The 18,995-nt window shown below is 63.7% G+C and carries 21 protein-coding genes and 1 tRNA gene; 12 read left to right on the forward strand and 10 right to left on the reverse strand.

Annotated features, from left to right (window positions below; all coding sequences use genetic code 11):
- Nucleotides 1-98: 98 nt before the first annotated feature.
- Both ACK56M_RS07500 and ACK56M_RS07505 read right to left on the reverse strand, forming a co-directional pair.
- Complete coding sequence (locus ACK56M_RS07500; RefSeq protein ID WP_024086500.1) at nt 99-419, reverse strand: hypothetical protein; 321 nt, start codon at nt 417-419, stop codon at nt 99-101.
- Nucleotides 420-505: 86 nt separating this feature from the next.
- Entirely contained in the window at nt 506-1,096 is a 591-nt protein-coding gene (locus tag ACK56M_RS07505; RefSeq protein ID WP_015269349.1) for a cysteine hydrolase family protein, read from the reverse strand.
- A gap of 180 nt (nt 1,097-1,276) precedes the next feature.
- Between ACK56M_RS07505 and prmB the strand changes: the two genes are divergently transcribed.
- Nucleotides 1,277-2,185: a 50S ribosomal protein L3 N(5)-glutamine methyltransferase gene (gene prmB, locus ACK56M_RS07510; protein ID WP_015269350.1), complete on the forward strand. Its 909-nt coding sequence runs from the start codon at nt 1,277-1,279 to the stop codon at nt 2,183-2,185.
- Nucleotides 2,186-2,294: 109 nt separating this feature from the next.
- On the opposite strand, the gene ACK56M_RS07515 is transcribed toward prmB, so the two are convergent.
- Both ACK56M_RS07515 and ACK56M_RS07520 read right to left on the reverse strand, forming a co-directional pair.
- Nucleotides 2,295-3,077: a hypothetical protein gene (locus ACK56M_RS07515; protein WP_411959344.1), complete on the reverse strand. Its 783-nt coding sequence runs from the start codon at nt 3,075-3,077 to the stop codon at nt 2,295-2,297.
- 200 nt (nt 3,078-3,277) lie between these two features.
- Nucleotides 3,278-4,240 (reverse strand): alpha/beta hydrolase, encoded by a 963-nt coding sequence (locus tag ACK56M_RS07520; protein WP_038409098.1) that lies wholly within the window; start codon nt 4,238-4,240, stop codon nt 3,278-3,280.
- A 236-nt stretch (nt 4,241-4,476) separates the two neighbouring features.
- On the opposite strand from ACK56M_RS07520, the gene aroC reads away from it, so the two are divergent.
- The 3 genes from aroC (at nt 4,477) to ACK56M_RS07535 (ending at nt 7,391) form a co-directional block, all read left to right on the forward strand.
- Nucleotides 4,477-5,568 carry a chorismate synthase gene (gene aroC, locus ACK56M_RS07525; protein ID WP_054572725.1) on the forward strand — a complete coding sequence of 364 codons (1,092 nt, stop codon included), beginning with the start codon at nt 4,477-4,479 and terminating at the stop codon, nt 5,566-5,568.
- Between the two features lie 132 nt (nt 5,569-5,700).
- Nucleotides 5,701-6,855, forward strand: a complete 1,155-nt coding sequence (locus ACK56M_RS07530) for an MFS transporter (protein ID WP_015269353.1) — start codon at nt 5,701-5,703, stop codon at nt 6,853-6,855.
- Nucleotides 6,855-7,391 (forward strand): oxidase, encoded by a 537-nt coding sequence (locus ACK56M_RS07535; protein WP_015269354.1) that lies wholly within the window; start codon nt 6,855-6,857, stop codon nt 7,389-7,391. The genes ACK56M_RS07530 and ACK56M_RS07535 overlap by 1 nt, the downstream gene beginning before the upstream one ends.
- Nucleotides 7,392-7,516: 125 nt before the next feature.
- Here ACK56M_RS07535 and ACK56M_RS07540 read toward each other — a convergent pair whose 3' ends face one another.
- Nucleotides 7,517-7,789 (reverse strand): DUF3509 domain-containing protein, encoded by a 273-nt coding sequence (locus tag ACK56M_RS07540; RefSeq protein WP_013971511.1) that lies wholly within the window; start codon nt 7,787-7,789, stop codon nt 7,517-7,519.
- A 265-nt stretch (nt 7,790-8,054) separates the two neighbouring features.
- Between ACK56M_RS07540 and ACK56M_RS07545 the strand changes: the two genes are divergently transcribed.
- Together ACK56M_RS07545 and ACK56M_RS07550 are read left to right on the forward strand one after the other, a co-directional pair.
- The gene (locus ACK56M_RS07545) at nt 8,055-8,579 is read left to right on the forward strand and encodes an ankyrin repeat domain-containing protein (protein WP_015269355.1); all 525 of its coding nucleotides are present in this window, start codon (nt 8,055-8,057) and stop codon (nt 8,577-8,579) included.
- Nucleotides 8,580-8,639: 60 nt separating this feature from the next.
- Nucleotides 8,640-9,170 carry a hypothetical protein gene (locus ACK56M_RS07550; protein ID WP_015269356.1) on the forward strand — a complete coding sequence of 177 codons (531 nt, stop codon included), beginning with the start codon at nt 8,640-8,642 and terminating at the stop codon, nt 9,168-9,170.
- A 122-nt stretch (nt 9,171-9,292) separates the two neighbouring features.
- On the opposite strand, the gene ACK56M_RS07555 is transcribed toward ACK56M_RS07550, so the two are convergent.
- Nucleotides 9,293-10,231 carry a ZIP family metal transporter gene (locus tag ACK56M_RS07555; protein WP_015269357.1) on the reverse strand — a complete coding sequence of 313 codons (939 nt, stop codon included), beginning with the start codon at nt 10,229-10,231 and terminating at the stop codon, nt 9,293-9,295.
- Between the two features lie 125 nt (nt 10,232-10,356).
- Here ACK56M_RS07555 and ACK56M_RS07560 point away from each other — a divergent pair, with 125 nt between their 5' ends.
- From ACK56M_RS07560 to ACK56M_RS07575, 4 genes are all read left to right on the forward strand, one after another.
- Nucleotides 10,357-10,548: a PLDc N-terminal domain-containing protein gene (locus ACK56M_RS07560; RefSeq protein ID WP_012271091.1), complete on the forward strand. Its 192-nt coding sequence runs from the start codon at nt 10,357-10,359 to the stop codon at nt 10,546-10,548.
- A gap of 240 nt (nt 10,549-10,788) precedes the next feature.
- Nucleotides 10,789-12,864, forward strand: a complete 2,076-nt coding sequence (locus ACK56M_RS07565) for an LTA synthase family protein (RefSeq protein WP_015269358.1) — start codon at nt 10,789-10,791, stop codon at nt 12,862-12,864.
- Between the two features lie 207 nt (nt 12,865-13,071).
- Nucleotides 13,072-13,308, forward strand: a complete 237-nt coding sequence (locus tag ACK56M_RS07570; protein WP_015269359.1) for a hypothetical protein — start codon at nt 13,072-13,074, stop codon at nt 13,306-13,308.
- A gap of 176 nt (nt 13,309-13,484) precedes the next feature.
- On the forward strand, nt 13,485-13,817 hold the full coding sequence (locus tag ACK56M_RS07575; RefSeq protein ID WP_003260395.1) for a ribonuclease E inhibitor RraB: 333 nt from the start codon (nt 13,485-13,487) through the stop codon (nt 13,815-13,817).
- A gap of 123 nt (nt 13,818-13,940) precedes the next feature.
- Here the strand turns inward: ACK56M_RS07575 and ACK56M_RS07580 are convergent, their stop codons facing one another.
- Entirely contained in the window at nt 13,941-14,741 is an 801-nt protein-coding gene (locus ACK56M_RS07580; protein ID WP_100413241.1) for a c-type cytochrome, read from the reverse strand.
- A gap of 528 nt (nt 14,742-15,269) precedes the next feature.
- On the opposite strand from ACK56M_RS07580, the gene ACK56M_RS07585 reads away from it, so the two are divergent.
- On the forward strand, nt 15,270-16,001 hold the full coding sequence (locus ACK56M_RS07585; RefSeq protein ID WP_015269362.1) for an amidotransferase: 732 nt from the start codon (nt 15,270-15,272) through the stop codon (nt 15,999-16,001).
- Nucleotides 16,002-16,133: 132 nt separating this feature from the next.
- Here ACK56M_RS07585 and ACK56M_RS07590 read toward each other — a convergent pair whose 3' ends face one another.
- The 3 genes from ACK56M_RS07590 to ACK56M_RS07600 all read right to left on the reverse strand — a co-directional run bounded on the left by ACK56M_RS07590 (nt 16,134) and on the right by ACK56M_RS07600 (nt 18,698).
- The gene (locus ACK56M_RS07590) at nt 16,134-17,105 is read right to left on the reverse strand and encodes a magnesium and cobalt transport protein CorA (protein WP_015269363.1); all 972 of its coding nucleotides are present in this window, start codon (nt 17,103-17,105) and stop codon (nt 16,134-16,136) included.
- Nucleotides 17,106-17,169: 64 nt separating this feature from the next.
- Nucleotides 17,170-17,889 (reverse strand): lysophospholipid acyltransferase family protein, encoded by a 720-nt coding sequence (locus ACK56M_RS07595; protein WP_061552386.1) that lies wholly within the window; start codon nt 17,887-17,889, stop codon nt 17,170-17,172.
- A gap of 119 nt (nt 17,890-18,008) precedes the next feature.
- A complete protein-coding gene (locus tag ACK56M_RS07600; RefSeq protein ID WP_015269365.1) occupies nt 18,009-18,698 on the reverse strand; it encodes a crotonase/enoyl-CoA hydratase family protein in 690 nt (229 codons plus the stop codon).
- A gap of 198 nt (nt 18,699-18,896) precedes the next feature.
- Between ACK56M_RS07600 and ACK56M_RS07605 the strand changes: the two genes are divergently transcribed.
- Nucleotides 18,897-18,986: transfer RNA gene (locus ACK56M_RS07605), tRNA-Ser, on the forward strand.
- Nucleotides 18,987-18,995 lie beyond the last annotated feature (9 nt).

Genomic DNA, 18,995 nt, shown 5'->3' on the forward strand with positions numbered 1-18,995 from the left:
ATCGCCGGCAAGCCGGCTCCCACAGGATTACCAAGGGCCTGAGGACTTGTGGGGTACCTGTGGGAGCTGGCTTGCCGGCGATAGGGCCGGTACAGGTTTCAGTCATGCTTCTTCATCAGGTGCGGCGACAGGTTCAGTTCCCGCCCGCGGCGCAGGCGAATGCGGCTGCGCCGCCAGAAGCGCACGCCCAGCCACAGCAGCAGCAAACCGGCAACGGTGAGGATGCCGGCCAGTGGTTTGTTGGCGTTGAGCTCCGCCAGGGCAGGGTAGTTGCCCAGCAGGCCGGCAACGCCGGCCATCGCCAGCAGCACGCCAAGGGTCGCCAGCATGGCCGAAAGGCCTGCCGCCAGGCGTGCACCCCAGTTACGCGGTTCGCGCGGGCGCAGGCGCTTGGCGTCGAAACTGCCTTTGAGCTTCATTCCGCTCTCCTCTGTGGATATCCGGAATTCGACCTGGGGCCGCCCATCGGGTTCCGCTCGGCTGCCGGGCGGTTGTGCTCAGCCGCTCAGATCAGGCTGGCGGTGGGGGCCACGCAAGCGAAGTTGTCGGCCATCACGGCCATTTCGCACTGGTGGATCTGCGCGGCCGGGATCACCCTATCCTTGAATGCCAGGTCGCGGGTCGCCGAAGCGTCTTCCACCAGGGTGCAGCGGTAACCATAGTCCTTGGCGCGGCGTACCGTGGTGCTGACGCTGGAATGGCTCATGAAACCGCAGACGATCAGGTCCAGGTGGCCCAGCGCCTGCAGGGTCTCATGCAGCTGGGTGTTCTTGAATGCATTGGGCATGCGTTTTTCGATGACGATTTCGCCTTCCAGCGGCTCCAGCCCCGGAATGAACTGGCCGGCCGGCCCTTGTGGGTCGAAGCGGCCACCGACAGTGCCCAGGTGGCGAACGTGGATGATCGGACGGCCGCTCTTGCGCGCGGCGTCGAGCAACCTGGCGATGTTGGCCACGGCCTCGTCCATGCCCGACAGCGCCAGGGGCCCGCTGAGGTACTCCTTTTGCGCATCGATGATGATCAGGCTGGCGTGGCTCAGCTTGGCCGGCGGGTAGTCGCGGCCAGTGAGGCGAAACATCGTGGTTGGAACGGACATCAAGGGCTCCTTGGATAGGGCTTTTGTATACCTATTCTCCCCTGCCTTGGCGCCAATGGGAATGGTTGACAACGCAAGCGGCATGGTTACTGGCTTGTGGCTAGCCATTGGGTAAGGCAAAGGAACAAATGTGCGGGTGGGGCTGTTAGACTTTTGTCCGGTCTGAATTAGGAGTACCCCGTGATCACATCCCGCCTGCGCACGCTGCGCGACTACATCCGCTGGGCGGTCAGCCGCTTCCACGAGCACGACCTGTTCTTCGGCCACGGTGCCGACAACGCCTGGGACGAGGCCCGCCTGCTGGTACTGGGGGCGGTGCACCTGCCGTGGGAGGTGGCCGACAGCTATCTGGACTGCATGCTCGAGGACGACGAGCGGGTACGCCTGCAGCACCTGCTCAAGCGCCGTATCGAAGAACGCGTGCCGGCCGCCTACCTGTTGGGCGAAGCCTGGTTCTGCGGCATGTCGTTCATCGTCGACGAGCGCGTGCTGGTGCCGCGTTCGCCGATTGGCGAGCTGATCGAGAAACGCTTCGAGCCGTGGCTGGCGAGCGAGCCGGCGCGCATTCTTGACCTGTGCACCGGTTCTGGCTGCATCGGCATCGTTGCCGCCGACGTGTTCCCCGAGGCCGAGGTAGTGCTGGCCGACCTGTCGTTCGAAGCGCTCGAAGTGGCCAACCAGAACATCGAACGCCACGGCCTGGACGGGCGCGTGTACACCGTGCAGGGCGACGGTTTTGGCGGTTTGCCGGGGCAGCGTTTCGACCTGATCCTGTCCAACCCGCCGTATGTCGATGCCGAAGACTTCGACGACATGCCGGCCGAGTACCACCACGAGCCCGAGTTGGGCCTGGCCTGCGGCAACGATGGCCTGGACCTGGTGCGGCGCATGCTGGCCGAGGCGGCGGACCACCTGACCGACAAGGGCTTGCTGATTGTCGAGGTGGGCAACAGCCAGGTGCATGTCGAGGCGCTGTACCCCGAGGTGGACTTTGCCTGGCTGGAGTTCGAGCGCGGTGGGCACGGGGTGTTCATGCTGACTGCCGAGCAGTGCCGCCAGCATCAGGAACTGTTCAAGGCCCGGGTCTGACTTCAGGGCCCATTCGCGGGCTTGCCCGCTCCCACAGGTACAGCGCTGTCCTCAGGCTTTGCGCAATTCCTGTGGGAGCGGGCAAGCCCGCGAAGCAGGCGACGCGGTGTCAGCGCGTGGCAATCCAGATCAGCAACCCCGCCTGGAACACCGCAAACGCCACCAGGCAGGTAATGGTAAAGCGCAACCCGCTGTCTTCACGCTGGTACTTGGCAACCCGTTCATCCCGCTCACGCAGTTGCCCTTCCTTCTCCTGCAACTGCTGGTCAGCCTGCTGCAGCAGGCCGGCAGCATCCAGTATCCCCACTCGCTGCAAGCGCTCGCTGTTCCACGCCCCCTTGAGCTCGCCCACCGTCATTTCCACGGTACGGCCCTTCAGATGCTGGCTGTCCTCGTACTCCACCCCGATACCCATCCCGCGCAGGCAGTGGTCACGACGCAGGCGTGAGTCTTCGTTCAGCGCATCCTTGCTCGGCAGCGCCATGCCCTCGATCCGGTAGTGCGACCACTTGCGCTGCAGCCACTGCGCGGCCTGGGCCAGCAGGAAGCGGCCGATGCCACGGTTCAGCGGCTCCAGTTGCAGGCCGTGTTCATTGCCAATGCGCACCAGGCGCGCGGAGTGGTCGACGCGAATGTCCAGGCGGTTCTGTTCCTTGTGCACCTTCTGCCCGGGCAGCTGGATTTCCATGCGCAGCAGGCTGTGGGCCTTGTCGTGGCGCTCGGCATAGCCGAACTGCACGAAGCGCAGGGGCCGCGCGCCGGTGTTGCGGTCGGTGGGCAGGGCGGCCAGGCGCAACAGCTGGAAATGTTCGGCGGCCAGATCGGCCCAGGGCAGGGCAGGGCTTTCCTCGGGCTCTTCGGCTGGCTCTACGGCGGCGGGGGCGGTTGTCATCAGGGCTTGTCCTTGGGTACGGGCATGCGGCAGGGGCTGCTGCGCAGCCCATCGCCGGCAAGCCAGCTCCCACAGGGACCGCAGGGCATTCAGGCCTATCGTGTTCCTGTGGGAGCTGGCTTGCCGGCGATGGGGCGCGCCAGCGGCCCCAAAGTTCCGCTAATACTGAAATATCGGCCGTACCGGCCAAGACCTGAGGGTCAGGCAGAAGGCAAATGCTGGATAAACGTCACAATCTGCTCGCCAAGCTCCCTTGCCAGCGGCAGTTCAGGGTTGAGGTAGCTGTCGCGCTGTTGGCTCATTGCCTTGGGGCTGATGCGCAGCATGTGGTTCATGCCATCGATCAGCACCAGTTGGGCATCCGGCTTAGCCGCCTTCAGTCGTTCGGCGTCGATCACGCCCACCTGCACGTCGTTGCGCCCCTGCACGATCAGCGCGGGCATGGGCAGGCGGGCGAAGGCCGCCGCCGGGTTTTGCTGGAACAGCGAAATCAGGTAGGGCTGCACGCTAGGGCGGAACACCTGACGCAGCGGCGCTGGTACCTCCAGGCTGGTCTGCCCGGCCTGCAGGCGGTCGAGCAGGGCGCTGCCGCCGGCCAGTTGTGCCGGCGGCAGGCGCTGTGCCAGCTGTTCGCGCAGCACGTCGGCCAGCGGTCGGCCGCTGCCAGCCAGTGTAATCACCGCGCTGGCGCCGGCCTGCTCGGCGGCCAGGCTGGCGATCAGCGCGCCTTCGCTGTGGCCGATCAGGATCAACGGGCCGAAGCGCGGGTCGGCCTTGAGCTTGCGGCTCCAGGCGACCACGTCTGCTACATAGCGCTCCACGCTCAGGTCACGCTCGTCGGGCGTGGCCGGCTGGCTGGCGGCTACCCCGCGCTTGTCGTAGCGCACGCTGGCGATGTGTTCGTTGGCCAGCAGCAGGGCCAGGCGTTTGAGGTTGTCGACCCGGCCTGACGCCGGGTTGTTGCCGTCACGGTCGGTGGGGCCGGAGCCGGCGATGATCAGCACCACCGGTGGCGGGGTTGGCTGTTGCGGCAGCAGCAGGCTGCCGTGCAGCACGCCCTGGCCGGTGTCGAGGTCGATCGGGCGTTGCAGCACGGTGGGGGCGGCGGCCTGGGCCAGGCCGGTGCACAGCAGGAAGAAGAGGGCGACGAGGCGCGACATCATTCGGTACTACATGGGGAGATGAGGGTTTGACCCAGTGTTTGCGGGAAGGTTCTTGGGCCTTGCCTGGCAGGTTCGGCCTCTTCGCGGGCTCGCCCGCTCCCACAGGTTTACCACAGGCCTGAGTCGTGTGGGGTACCTGTGGGAGCGGGCGAGCCCGCGAAGAGGCCAGCACAGGCGATCAATCCATCTGTATACTGCCGCTTTCGTTCACTTCAGGCAGATCTCGCGGAGCGTCCATGTCCGGCAATACCTACGGCAAGCTGTTCACTGTCACCACCGCTGGCGAGAGCCATGGCCCGGCGTTGGTCGCCATTGTCGATGGATGCCCACCGGGCCTGGAGATTTCTCTCGACGACCTGCAGCACGACCTTGACCGGCGCAAGCCCGGCACCAGCCGGCACACCACCCAGCGCCAGGAGGCCGACGAGGTGGAAATCCTCTCCGGCGTATTCGAAGGCCGCACCACCGGTTGCTCGATCGGCCTGCTGATCCGCAACACCGACCAGAAGTCCAAGGACTACTCGGCGATCAAGGACCTGTTCCGCCCGGCCCACGCCGACTACACCTACCACCACAAGTACGGCGTTCGCGACTACCGCGGCGGTGGCCGCAGCTCGGCGCGCGAAACCGCCATGCGTGTGGCCGCCGGTGCCATCGCCAAGAAATACCTGGCCACCCAGGGAATCACCGTGCGCGGCTACATGAGCCAGCTGGGCCCGATCGAAATCCCGTTCAAGACCTGGGAGTCGGTGGAGCAGAACGCCTTCTTCAGCCCTGACCCGAGCAAAGTGCCGGAGCTGGAGGCCTACATGGACCAGCTGCGCCGTGACCAGGACTCGGTGGGTGCCAAGATCACCGTGGTCGCCGAAGGCGTCATGCCGGGCCTGGGCGAGCCTATCTTCGACCGCCTCGATGCCGAACTGGCCCACGCGCTGATGAGCATCAACGCGGTCAAGGGCGTGGAAATCGGCGCCGGCTTCGCCAGCGTGGCCCAGCGCGGCACCGAGCACCGTGACGAACTGACCCCGCAAGGCTTCCTCAGCAACAACGCTGGCGGCATCCTCGGCGGTATTTCCTCGGGCCAGCCGATCGTTGCCCACCTGGCGCTGAAGCCGACCTCCAGCATCACCACCCCGGGCCGCTCCATCGACATCGACGGCAACCCGGTGGACGTCATCACCAAAGGCCGCCACGACCCGTGCGTGGGCATCCGCGCCACGCCGATCGCCGAGGCGATGATGGCCATCGTGCTGATGGACCACCTGCTGCGCCACCGCGCGCAGAATGCCGATGTGAAGGTGAATACCCCGGTGCTGGGCCAGCTCTGATTCGCTTGCACTGGCCCTATCGCCGGCAAGCCAGCTCCCACAGGATTACCACAAGCCTGAACATTGTGGGGTACCTGTGGGAGCTGGCTTGCCGGCGATAGGGCCAGTACCGGCAACCCCATAGGCCACCCCATGCAACCGATCCCCTACTGGCGCCTGTCCAGCTTCTACCTGTTCTACTTCGCCCTGCTCGGTTCCACCGCCCCGTTCCTGGCGCTGTACTTCGACCACCTGGGCTTCTCTCCGGCACGCATCGGCGAGCTGGTGGCCATCCCCATGCTCATGCGCTGCATCGCCCCCAACCTGTGGGGCTGGCTGGGTGACCGCACTGGCCAGCGCTTGCTGATCGTGCGCCTGGGCGCGCTATCTACCCTGGCCACCTTCGCCCTGATCTTCCTTGGCAAAAGCTACGCCTGGCTGGCGCTGGTCATGGCCCTGCACGCATTCTTCTGGCATGCGGTGCTGCCGCAGTTCGAGGTCATCACCCTGGCCCACCTGCACGGGCAAACCGCGCGCTACAGCCAGGTGCGCCTGTGGGGCTCGATCGGCTTCATACTCACCGTGGTCGGCCTGGGCCGGCTGTTCGAGTGGCTGAGCCTGGACATCTATCCGGTGGCGCTGGTCACGATCATGGCCGGCATCGTCGCCGCCAGCCTGTGGGTGCCCAATGCCCAGCCGGTGGAGCAGGGCGAGCGCAGCGGCGCGGGCGGTTTCCTGCAGCAGCTGCGGGCGCCCGGGGTGGTCGCGTTCTACGCCTGCGTGGCACTGATGCAACTCAGCCACGGGCCGTACTACACCTTCCTCACCCTGCACCTGGAGCATCTGGGTTATGCCAGGGGGGCCATCGGTTTGCTGTGGGCACTGGGGGTTGTGGCTGAAGTACTGGTGTTCATGGCCATGAGCCGTATCTTCGCGCGGTTTTCGGTGCAGCGGGTGCTGCTGGCCAGCTTCGTGCTGGCGGCGCTGCGCTGGCTGTTGCTGGGCAACCTGGCCGGCGAGCCGGCGGTGCTGGTGTTTGCCCAGGTGTTGCACGCGGCCACCTTCGGCTGCTTCCATGCCGCCAGCATCGCTTTCGTCCAGGCGAGTTTCGGCGCCCGCCAGCAGGGCCAGGGCCAGGCGCTGTATGCGGCGCTGTCGGGCACTGGCGGTGCGCTGGGGGCGTTGTATTCGGGTTACAGCTGGAAACTGCTGGGGCCCACCTTCACCTTTGGTATGGCCAGTGCCGCAGCCTTGGCTGCAGCCGTTATCATTGCCCTTTGTTCGCAACCGACCAGGACCCGCCCCTGATGAGCATTCTCAGCGTTTTCCACCCCTCCAGCCCGGAACTGCCGAACAAGGTGTTGACCCACCACGACGATATCGTTGCCACCCTGGCCGAGCAGGACGTGCGCTTTGCCCATGCCGAGCATGGCCTGCGTGTGCGCCCTGGCACTGCCCAGGAGGAGGTACTGGAGGCCTGTCGCGAGCACCTTGACCAGTTGATGACGGCGCATGGCAGCAAGGCTTTCGTGGTACTCAACCGTGAGGGTGAGGCCCCTGCGCAGGTGGACGTTCGCGATGAGCATGTGCATGACGCCGACGAGGTGTTCGCCGTGGTCAGCGGGCGGGCTCAGGTTGGCCTGCGTTTGGGGGATTGGGTGTATTCGGTGCTGTGCGAGAAGGGTGACCAGCTGGTGGTGCCGGCGGGGACTCGGCGCTGGGTCGAGCTGGGCGATGCGCCGTTTTGCCTGGCGTTGCGGTTGTACGGCAGCGAGGAAGGGATGCAGCCGAGGTTTACCGGGGATGTGACTGCGCGGGCGTTTCTGGGCATTGATGAGTTGTGATGGCTTTGCCGGCCTCTTCGCAGCACAAGGCTGCTCCTACAAGTAAAACGCGACGCTTGAGGCCAGCGCGGGCCCTGTAGGAGCAGCCTCGTGCTGCGAAGAGGCCAGATCAACCAACAAAAAACTCAGCGATAAGTCGGCAGGGCAAACCGCTGCTGGCTCTGCAGCATCGAAATCACCGGCAATTCACTGGCCTGCTCGGCCAAATCGCGGCGAATCGCACTGATTGCCCAGGACAGCTGCTCGGCACTGTGCAATTGCGCGTAGGTCAGCACGCGGCGGGTGACCTTGCCATCAGCTGCGCGAAGGGTCAGCAGCACACCGCCGTCTGGGCGGGCCTGGGTATTCACCTGGTAGGCAGAAAATACCGAAACGAACTTTTCCTGGATGAGGTCCATATCAACTCCTGGCTGTTGCGTGGCAGACGTGAGTTGATGGTTGCAGTGACCGTGCCAGGAAGCTTTTTCTGAAAAAATCCTTAAAATTCAGTTAGTTATGTGTTTTTTGCCGAAGCGCTATCGTGCAGCCTGCATGGTCGTGCATTTTGCACAGTGCATATTGCACGACCCATGGCCAGCTATCGCCCCGATAGAATCTGAACCTTTGACCCGGCAGCCTTGCCTGACAAAGACTTGGGCAACGATTTCTGCCAGGAGGTTCCAAATGTCCAGCCAACCCACGCCCACCACCATGACCGACGACGAGACCGCCGCCTTTGCCGAGCAGGTGTTCGAACGTGCCCGCCAGGGCGATGCCGAGATGCTCGGGCGCCTGCTGGCCAGCGGCCTGCCGGCCAACCTGCGCAACCACAAGGGCGACACCCTGCTGATGCTGGCCAGCTACCACGGCCACCACGACGCAGTGCGTGTGCTGCTGGCGCATGGCGCCGACCCGCTGATTGCCAACGATAACGGCCAACTGCCCATCGCCGGCGCTGCGTTCAAGGGGGACCTGGCCATGATTCGCCTGTTGCTGGAGCACGGAGTACCGGTGGACGCCGCCGCGCAGGATGGCCGCACCGCACTGATGTTGGCGGCCATGTTCAACCGTAGCGAAATCCTCGACTACCTGCTGGCCCAGGGCGCCGACCCGGCGCGCCAGGATGCCCGCGGTGCCACCGCGCTGATGGCGGCGCAAACCATGGGGGCCGTGGACGCCGCAGCGCGCCTGCAAGTGCTGGCCGGCTAACCGCAAGGGGGCATTTGCGGCTATCCTTGGCGACTTTTCACCCGTCGCAGGCCCCCTTTCATGAAAACTCAGTTGCTCGAATTCATCAGCCTCATTGGCGCTGGCTGCATGCGCGAGGAAGACATCGAGCGCATCGCCGACGAGGCCGCCCAGGCCTACGCCGACCCCGCCGCCTTCCTGGCCGCCAACCCCGACATCAACTACGACGACAGCTTCCCCATTCCGCTGGGCGAATGGGTGGTGCTGGGCAGCCTGCCGGACACCGTGGTGTTCCAGGCCGACAGCTACCAGGACCTGTTCCAGCAGATCAGCGATTCGTTCGACCAGAGCGTGCCGTTCACCCTCAAGCCCAAACAACTGGCCCGCACCGAGCCGCTGACCGCGCTCAATCGCATTCAGGTGCAGATGGGGGCGCTGAACAAGGAGGCGGGCGGGTATGTGCTGCTCAACTTCAGCCAGTTGCTGGATGACGAGCTGCAGATGGTGATGGTAGGGCAGAACGACCTGGCGCGGGTGCTGGAGCTGGGGGCTGAGGTGGGGATCAAGGTCGAGCCGGCCCTGGAGGCATTGAAAGTGGCTGTACACATCTAAAGGCTGATGGCCCTATCGCCGGCAAGCCAGCTCTCACAGGATCACCACAGAGTTCGAAACCTGTGCTGTACCTGTGGGAGCTGGCTTGCCGGCGATAGGGCCGGTACAGTCAGCCCAGAACTTCAGCCCAGTGCGGTATCCAGGAACATCATCACCGCAAACCCACCCATCAACCCCAGGGTCGCCGCCGTCTGGTGCCCATTGCGGTGGGTTTCGGGAATCACCTCGTGGCTCACCACAAAAATCATCGCCCCCGCCGCCAGCCCCATGCTGACCGGGTAGGCCAAGGCAAAGCCGGTCGAAATCCCCAGGCCGATCACCGCACCCAGCGGCTCCATCAGCCCCGACCCGATCGCCACCAGCGCGGCTTTCAGGTTCGACAACCCGGTAGCGCGCAAGGCCAGCGCCACGGCCAACCCCTCGGGGATGTCCTGAATGGCGATGGCGCTGGTCAGCGGCAGGCCGATGTTCATGTCGCCATTGGCAAAGCTCACGCCAATGGCCATGCCTTCAGGCAGGTTGTGCAGGGTAATCGCCAGCACGAACAACCACACCCGGCTGATGCGCTCGGCCTCCGGGCCGCAAGGGCCGGTGCTTTCGTGTTCATGCGGGGTGAAGCGGTCCAGGCCCAGCATCAGCAGCACGCCCAGGCCCATGCCCAGCACCACGGTAAAGGCCGCGGCCGGGCCGTTGCCGGTAATTTCGCGGGCGGCATCCAGGCCCGGCAGAATCAGCGAAAACGAACTGGCCGCCAGCATCATGCCGGCGGCAAAACCCAGCATCACATCCTGGGTGCGGGCCCTGACATCGCGCAGCACCACTGCCAGCACTGCGCCCAGCGCCGTGGCGCCAAAGCCGGACAACCCGCCCAGCATGGCCAGGTGCAGGTTGTCGGCATGGTCGCCGTTCACTGCGTTCCACAGGCTGGCGGCCAGCAGTAGCAACACCGCCAGCAGGCTCAACCCGAGGCCGGCGCTGAGCCACGGGGTGTTCACGGCCTGTCGGCGCCAGGCGTTCAGCAGCGAGGTTGGGGCGGCGCTTTGAGTGTGGGCGGGGGGCATGTGAACCTCGAATCAGTGAATAACGGCAGTCTACTCAGGGACCTGTGCCAACCGCCAAGGATTCCCTTCTATCGCCTTGATAGCTGACTATGCTGTGCAGCAAAGCCTTTGACAGGAGTTTTGGCATGGGGTCGACGTTCAACAGCCTGGTCGGGCTGATCATCCTGGCGCTGGATATCTGGGCCATCCTGAATGTGATCAAAAGTGGCAGTGAAGTGGGCATCAAGGTGTTGTGGATCCTGCTCATCGCCTTGCTGCCGGTGGTGGGCCTGGTGATCTGGGCGATCGCCGGGCCGCGGGGGAATGTGCGGATCTGAATGCCTATACTGGCCCTATCGCCGGCAAGCCAGCTCCCACAGGTACTCCACAATGCCAGGGCTTGTGGTGATCCTGTGGGAGCTGGCTTGCCGGCGATAGGGCCGGAACAGACAAAACCCGCAACACCCCCGTGACAAAATTTTCACATTGGTTTAAACAGAATCCGCACCCGCACAATGCTGCGTTGGTATACACCTGCGCCATATCCGCAAACCCGCAATCCTAGGACCTTCCCATTCATGGCTAACCTGGACGCCTTGAAGCAACGGGGCGCGCGAGCGTCGTTCTCGCCCACTCTGAAATCCCACCTGGCCTACACCCTGCTCAGTGGCCTGGTGATCATGCTGATGCTCAGCCTCGTGCGCCTGGCGCTGCTGGTCTACAACAGCGACATGATCGGCGATACCCCCAGCGCGACCGTCGCAGAAGGCTTCCTCAACGGTTTGCGCTTCGACCTGCGGGTAGTGGTGTACATCAGCATTCCGCTGCTGCTGGCCATCCTCAGTCCCTGGGCCATGGCCCGGCGTGGCCTGTTCCGTTTCTGGCTGACCATCACCTCGAGCGTGGTGATGTTCCTCGGCCTGATGGAAATGGACTTCTATCGCGAGTTCCACCAGCGCCTCAACGGTTTGGTGTTCCAGTACATCAAGGAAGACCCGAAGACCGTGCTGAGCATGCTCTGGTACGGCTTCCCGGTGGTGCGCTACCTGCTGGCCTGGCTGTTCGGCACCTGGCTGCTGAGCCTGCTGTTCAAGGGCATCGACCGCATGACCCGTGGCAACGGTGCCGGCGAGGTCACCCTGCAGCGCCGTGCAGCGCCGTGGTACAACCGCCTGGCGGTGTTCATGGTGATCCTGCTGGTGGCCGTGGTCGCCGCCCGTGGCACCCTGCGTCAGGGCCCGCCGATGCGCTGGGGTGATGCCTTCACCACCGATTCCAACTTCGTCAACCAGCTGGGCCTGAACGGCACCCTGACCCTGATCGATGCTGCCAAGAGCCGCTTCGGCGAAGACCGCGCCAACATCTGGAAGCCGGTGCTGGAGCAGGACGTGGCCACGCAGAGCGTGCGCGAGCAGCTGCTGACCGCCCACGACACCCTGGTCGATGCCGACGAGGCTGCAATCCGCCGCGACTTCGTGCCGCCGGCCGAGCGCACCCTGCCGATCAAGAACGTGGTGGTGATCCTGATGGAAAGCTTCGCCGGCCACTCGGTGGGCGCGCTGGGCAGCCCCAACAACATCACCCCGTACTTCGACAAGCTGGCCAAAGAAGGCCTGCTGTTCGACCGCTTCTTCTCCAACGGCACCCATACCCACCAGGGCATGTTCGCCACCATGGCCTGCTTCCCCAACCTGCCAGGCTTCGAGTACCTGATGCAGACCCCGGAAGGCGGCCACAAGCTCTCTGGCCTGCCAGCCTTGCTCAGCGCCCGCGATTACGACGACGTTTACGTCTACAACGGCGACTTTGCCTGGGACAACCAGTCCGGGTTCTTCGGCAACCAGGGCATGACCACCTTCATTGGCCGTAACGACTTCGTCAACCCGGTGTTCTCCGACCCGACCTGGGGCGTGTCCGACCAGGACATGTTCGACCGCGGCGCCGAAGAGCTGGCCAAGCACGATGGCAAGAAGCCGATCTACGCGCTGCTGCAGACCCTGTCCAACCACACCCCGTACGCGCTGCCCAAAGACCTGCCGGTAGAGCCGGTAACCGGCCAGGGCCGCCTGGACGAGCACCTCACTGCCATGCGCTATTCGGACTGGGCGCTGGGGCAGTTCTTCGAGAAGGCGCGCAAGGAGCCGTACTTCAAGGAAACCCTGTTCGTCATCGTTGGCGACCATGGCTTTGGCAACCACCAGCAGGTCACCGAGCTGGACCTGGGCCGCTTCAACGTGCCGCTGCTGCTGATTGCCCCAGGCATCCAGGAGAAGTTCGGTGCGGTCAACCACACCGTGGGCACCCAGGTCGACATCGTGCCGACCATCATGGGCCGCCTGGGTGGCCAGGCCCGTCACCAGTGCTGGGGCCGCGACCTGCTCAACCTGCCTGAGGGCGACCAGGGCATGGGCATGATCAAGCCATCGGGCAGCGAGCAGATCGTCGGCCTGGTACAGGGCGACCGTATCCTGATCGAGTCCAAGGACATGACCCCGCGCATGTACCGCTACCAGCTGGGCAGCGAGTTCAAGGCCGAGCTGATCGAAAGCCCGGACCAGCCGGAAATGCTGAAGAAGCTGGAAGCGTATATCCAGACTGCGACCAAGAGCTTGCTGGATAACACTGCCGGTGTAGTGCACGGCACGCCGAAGTAGGTCGGGGCCGTTTCACGGCCCATTCGCGGGCACGCCCGCTCCCACAGGTACAGCACAGGTTTCGGACCTTGTGTTGGCCTGTGGGAGCGGGCGTGCCCGCGAATGGGCCCAACACAAATCCCTCCGACTGAACATTCTCCCCACCTCAAGGTCACTTGTTTCAGGCATCACACACCTTGGTGTTCGTTGACTGAGAGGGTTCGTTCAATGAAAGAGTGGGAAGTCATCTTTGCCGACCAGAAAGGCGTGCTCACCACCCTGACGCTGCGCGGCGACCAGTGCCCCAGCGAAGAGGACGCCGCGCGGGCCATCCGTTCGCACCTGTTCCCGGTGATGGACGAGCTGGACCTCAACGACTTCCAGGACCGCACCATTTCCCCCACCGCACGCTGGCTGAAGGAGCAGAGTGGCGTGACCATCACCAGCATCCACGAAACGCCCTGAACCACACGTTTGCGTGGTGCCCTGGCAGGCACTACGCTGCATGAAGGTGCCGGCCTATTCTGCAGGTCGGCACCGCATCCCTTCGCGTCTTGCATCAGCTCGAACTGCCCGGCCGCTGCCGGCAGGTGCGTAGTGCACGGAAAGTCTATCCATCGCATTATTCAGGAGGACGTTTCATGAGCAGCCAGAACGACGATATCAGCAGCAACGTCCTGCGCCAGATGAAGGCAGGCGGTTTCGACTTCACCCAGATCCATCCCATCGAGTTCTACGCCATATTCCCCGACGAAGCAGGGGCCCGCCGTGCGGCCGGGCAGTTTCGCGGTGAATCGCTGAATGCCCAGGTCAAGGAACTGGGCGACGGTGCATGGCATCTGGAACTGAGCAAGGTCATGTATGCCACCCATGGCGGAATTGGCGACTTTGAAGAGGCCTTCGAGCAGCTGGTGACACCTTATGGCGGTGAGGTGGAAGGGTGGGGGGTCAAGCAGGAGCGGCCCATAGCCTGAGATTTCGGGAGTTTGGGGCCGCTTTGCGGCCCATCGCGACACAAGGCCGTTCCTACAGGCGTGCGCGTACCCTTGTAGGAGCGGCCTTGTGTCGCGAAAGGGGCGCAAAGCGCCCCCAGGTTCTCAAGGCCTGCGCCCAGCCATATGCCTCAAATAGGCCAGCAATTCATCCAGCTCCGGTTCACTCAAGACACTCTCTGCAAACCCCGGCATCTTCGCCTGCGGCCACTGCCGCAGGCTTTGTGGGTCACGAATCAGCTGGCGCAGATATTCAGGCCGAAAATACTCGGTCGGGTTGTGCGGCATATTCAGGTCCGGCCCCACCTGTGCATCGCCTGCGCCATTCAACCTATGACACGCCAGGCAATTCTGCTGGAACAAGGCAAAGCCTCGGCGCACCGGGCTGTCGGCCGGCAACTTCGGGTCGGGCAGAAGCACCGGAAAACGCGCTTCGACGGAGGCCTGCTTGCGAATCGTGGCAATCTGGAACGGCCACTGCTCCGGGCGGATACCGCTGGCCTGCGGTGCAGTCCACACCAGGTAGAACGGTCCTGCACTCGGCTTGCCTTGGCCCAGTGGTGGCCACGGCCGGTCAGGTTCCTCCACCGCCAGCCAGGCCTGTGCCGGCCCCTGCTGCAACAGTGGCGCCGCGGGCATTTCGGCGGCAAAACCGTCCAGCGCCACTGCCTGCAGGTGGTCGCTGGCGCTCACGCCGTCCAGCAGCGCGGCCAGCGGCACAGCCCGATAACGCATGGGCTGCTTGTAGGAAACGTCCTGGTCGATGCTGATGTCCCGGGCCTGCGGGTGGTCGAGCAGTTCTTCACTGCTCCATTGGCGCGTCGTAGCGCCCAGTTCAAGGTGCAGTTGCGCCGCCGACAGCGGCAGGCTCAGGAGCAACACTAACAGTGCAAGGCAGTGGCGCATGGGTAATCTCCGACCATCAAGGCCAGCAGGTTACCTGTGCGTTGCCTGTTGGCGCCACAGCGGCAGTCAGCCGAACAATCGTGTAAGGTTCGGCAGGATCAGCAGCAAAGTCGTGGCGAAGAGAATGAGCCCAGCTTGGCGAATTTTCGATTGTCTGAACATGGCGGACCGCCTTCTTGTTGTTATTCCTGAATACCCGTTGGCTTCCCTGTCGCGCTTCGGGTCGATCGCAGTGGCGTTGCGTGACGCCTGAACTGCCTGCCTCTTGAAAGTGGATATACAACCAACAGTAGGGTGTGCGTCATCCATGTTTGAGAACCCTTTGTTCTAATGTTGTCGGTCATTAATTTCTTCGGGCTATGAGGCCAAGTGCCAGCCGGCTGGCATGCTCTCGCTAGACGGTGGCGCAAGTGCCAGCAGGGCACCGATGAAATGTGACCGTTCGTCAGTGCGGCCTACTTGCTTGTACGTGCCTTTCGCGTCAGTCTCTACAGCAGATTCCCACCCATGTCGTTCAGGACTATCCCTATGTCGTTACGCATCTGCATCCTTGAAACCGATGTCCTGCGACCGGAGTTGACCGCGCAGTACCAGGGCTACGGCAGGATGTTCGAGCAGCTCTTCTCGCGTCAGCCGATCGCCGCCGAATTTCGTGTGTACAACGTGATGAACGGCGATTACCCCGCCGACAACGAAGTGTTCGATGCCTATCTGGTGACGGGCAGCAAGGCCGACTCGTTTGGTACCGACCCGTGGATCCAGACCCTCAAGGCCTACCTGCTGAAGCTGTACGAGCGTGGCGAGAAGTTGCTGGGTGTATGTTTCGGCCACCAGTTGCTGGCGTTGACCCTGGGTGGCAAGGCCGAGCGTGCCGAGCAGGGCTGGGGCGTGGGTATCCACCGCTATTCGCTGGCGGCCCATGCGCCGTGGATGGACCCGGAGGTGTCGGAGCTGACCTTGCTGATCAGCCACCAGGACCAGGTGACCGAGCTGCCGGAAGGCGCCACGGTGATCGCCTCCAGCGATTTCTGCCCGAACGCTGCGTACCACATTCGTGACCAGGTGCTGTGCTTCCAGGGGCACCCCGAGTTCGTGCACGACTACTCCCGCGCGCTGCTCGATGCGCGCCAGGAGTATCTGGGTGATGAGGTGTACCACAAGGCCGTGGCCAGCCTGGCCACCGAGCACCAGGGCGACCTGGTGGGGGAGTGGATGTTGCGGTTTATCCAGCAGCCGGTGAGCAAAGATACCGCAGCGTGATGGCTGGGGGCTGCTGTGCAGCCCATCGCGACACAAGGCCGCTCCTACAGGGATCGCGAATAACCTGACTGGCGCGACCCCCTGTAGGAGCGGCCTTGTGTCGCGATGGGCCGCAAAGCGGCCCCGACAATCTCAAAGCCAGCCAGATTTCTTGAAGCTGGCATACAACGCGGTACAGCCCAGCCCGATCACCCCCAGCACCCCGAAGTACCCATAGTGCCACCCCAACTCCGGCATGTTCTGGAAGTTCATCCCGTAAACCCCTGCAATTGCCGTGGGGAACGCCAGGATCGCCGCCCAGGCTGCAAACTTGCGCTGCACGATGCTCTGCCGTGACGACTCCAGCAGCATGCCGATCTCGATGGTCTGGCTGGCGATGTCACGGATACCGGCCAGGTCTTCCATCTGCCGCGTCACGTGGATCTGCACGTCACGGAAGTACGGGCGCATGTTCTTGTCGATGAACGGGAAGCTCAGGCGCTGCAGTTCCTCGCTCACTTCCACCATCGGTGCCACGTAGCGGCGCAGGCGCAGGATGTCGCGGCGCAGGCTGTGCAAGCGGCGGATATCGTCTTCTTGCAGCGACCCGCCAAGCACGCTCTGCTCCAGCTCTTCGATCTCGCCATGAATGGCCTCGCTGACCGGCTGGTAGTTCTCGGTGACGAAGTCGAGCAGGGCGTACAGCACGAAGTCTTCGCCGTGCTCCAGCAGCAACGGCCGCGCCTCGCAGCGTTGGCGCACCAGGGCATAGGATTTGGAGTGGCCGTTGCGGCAGGTGATGATGTAGCCGTTGCCGGCGAAGATGTGGGTTTCGATGAACTCCAGCTTGCCTTCGTGGCGCACCGGCGAATAGGTGACGATGAACAGGGCGTCGCCGAAAGTTTCCAGCTTGGGCCGGCTGTGCTTTTCCAGGGCGTCTTCGATGGCCAGTTCGTGCAAATTGAACTGGCATTGCAGGTTGGCCAGTTCCTCAGCGTTGGGCTCTTCCAGGCCAATCCACACAAAATGCCCTGGCTTGCGTGCCCATTCGCTGCCTTCGTCGATGCTGATGTTGGTGACCTTTCTGCCGGCGCTGTATACCGCCGATGCCACGACTCGACCCATGGTTGTTCGCTTATTCCGGTTGGACACGGGTTACAGCTTGGGCTGTAGTGGGCTCAAGAGCAACCTAGCTCTTGGCCAGTTCCCCTTCCATGCGGTCGATGCATTGCTGCATCTGCCCGCGGCACTGTTCGATCAGCGCCGGCAGGTCCTGCAGGGTCATGCCCGCCGTGGCGATCGGTGGCAGCGAGCGCACGATCACCGTGCGCTGGCGCCAGCTGTTCAGGCTGAGGCGCCCGGCATAGCGGCTGACGCATACCGGCACGATCGGCACACCGGCCTCGATGGCCATGTGAAACGCGCCCTTCTTGAAGGCCAGCAGGTGCTCGCCGGGATTGCGCGTGCCTTCGGGGAAAATCCAGATCGAGGTGTCGTCCTGCAGTACCCGGGTGGTCTTCTGCATGGCCTTGCGTGCCTGGTAGGCATTCTTGCGGTCGACCAGCACGTTGCCACCCAGCCAGAACAGCTGGCCGAACAGCGGGATCCAGCCCAGGCTTTTCTTGCCGATGGCGACGGTGCGCTGCGGCACCACCTGGCCAAGCACGAACAGGTCGAAGTTGGACTGGTGGTTGGCGACGATCACGCAGCCTGGCGGCTGGTCCCACAGCGGGCCGACTTCGGCCTTGACCCTGATGCGCATCAGCCAGGTGGCCGGCAGGCTGTAGAGGCGGGCGAACACGCGGCTGTTGTCGGGGTTGAAGGGGCGGCACAGGCCAATGACCAGGCCCAGGGCCCCAACCACAAGGAAATGCAGCGCCAGCAGGAGCATGCGCAATGAATAAAGCATGGTACGACTCACACCAGACAGTCGCCGGGCAGTGTACGGATGTGCACTGGTCGGGGCAAACCCTGGTGCAAGCCTGTTGCGGACTCTTCGCGGGCTTGCCTGCGAAGAGGTCGGCCCGGCTAACCCATATGCTGCTGGTCCAGCTCGATCGCCTTGTCCAACGCTTCCAGCAGCCCTTTGCGCACCTTCAGCTTGGTGTTCTTGTGCGCCAGCATGTTCAGCTTCTTCAGCTCCCGCGCAGCCGCCAGTGCCGCATCCTGCAACTGCTCGGCCGGCACCACCTTGTCGAGGAAGCCTGCGTCCACCGCGCCCTGCGGGTCAAACACCTCGGCATTGATCACCGAGCGGTGGAAGGCCGAGCGACGCAGGCGGTCGCGGGCCAGTTCGATGCCGGCATGGTGCATGGTCATGCCGATCTGCACTTCGTTCAGGCACACCTTGTACGGCCCTTCGACGCCAATGCGATAGTCGCCCGACAGCAGCAGGAAGGCGCCCTTGGCCACGGCGTTGCCCGGGCAGGCGACCACTACCGGGAACGGGTGCGACAGCAGGCGGCGGGCGAGGGTGGAGCCGGCGGTGACCAGGCTGATCGCCTCCTTGGGGCCGCTGGTCATCACCTTGAGGTCGTAGCCGCCAGACAGGATGCCGGGCTGCCCGGTGATGATCACAACCGCGCGCTCTTCGGTGGCGCGGTCGAGCGCGGCGTTGAAGGCGGCGATGACGTCTGGCGAGATGGCGTTGACCTTGCCGTTGTTCAGGGTCAGGGTGACGATGCCGTCTTCGGCGTGGTAGGTAATCAGCTCGCTCATGGCAGAGTCCTTTTGTTGGCGTGGCGACGACGTTACCCAGCGGCAGGGGCGAGGTAAAGCAGTAAGGCTGACTGGTCGGTCAGCGTTCGCCAGAGCTCAAATGCAAATGCATGAAAAAATTGAAAAAAATGCTTGCCAAAGGGAAGGTCTTTCACTAAATTAGCGCACCTCGACAGGCTGCAAGGCTTGAAGAGAAACGGTGAAGTGTCCGAGTGGTCGAAGGAGCACGCCTGGAAAGTGTGTATACGAGAAATCGTATCAAGGGTTCAAATCCCTTCTTCACCGCCACATTCTACG

This window comes from Pseudomonas sp. s4 (genome assembly GCF_046764235.1).
Lineage (GTDB): Bacteria > Pseudomonadota > Gammaproteobacteria > Pseudomonadales > Pseudomonadaceae > Aquipseudomonas > Aquipseudomonas asiatica.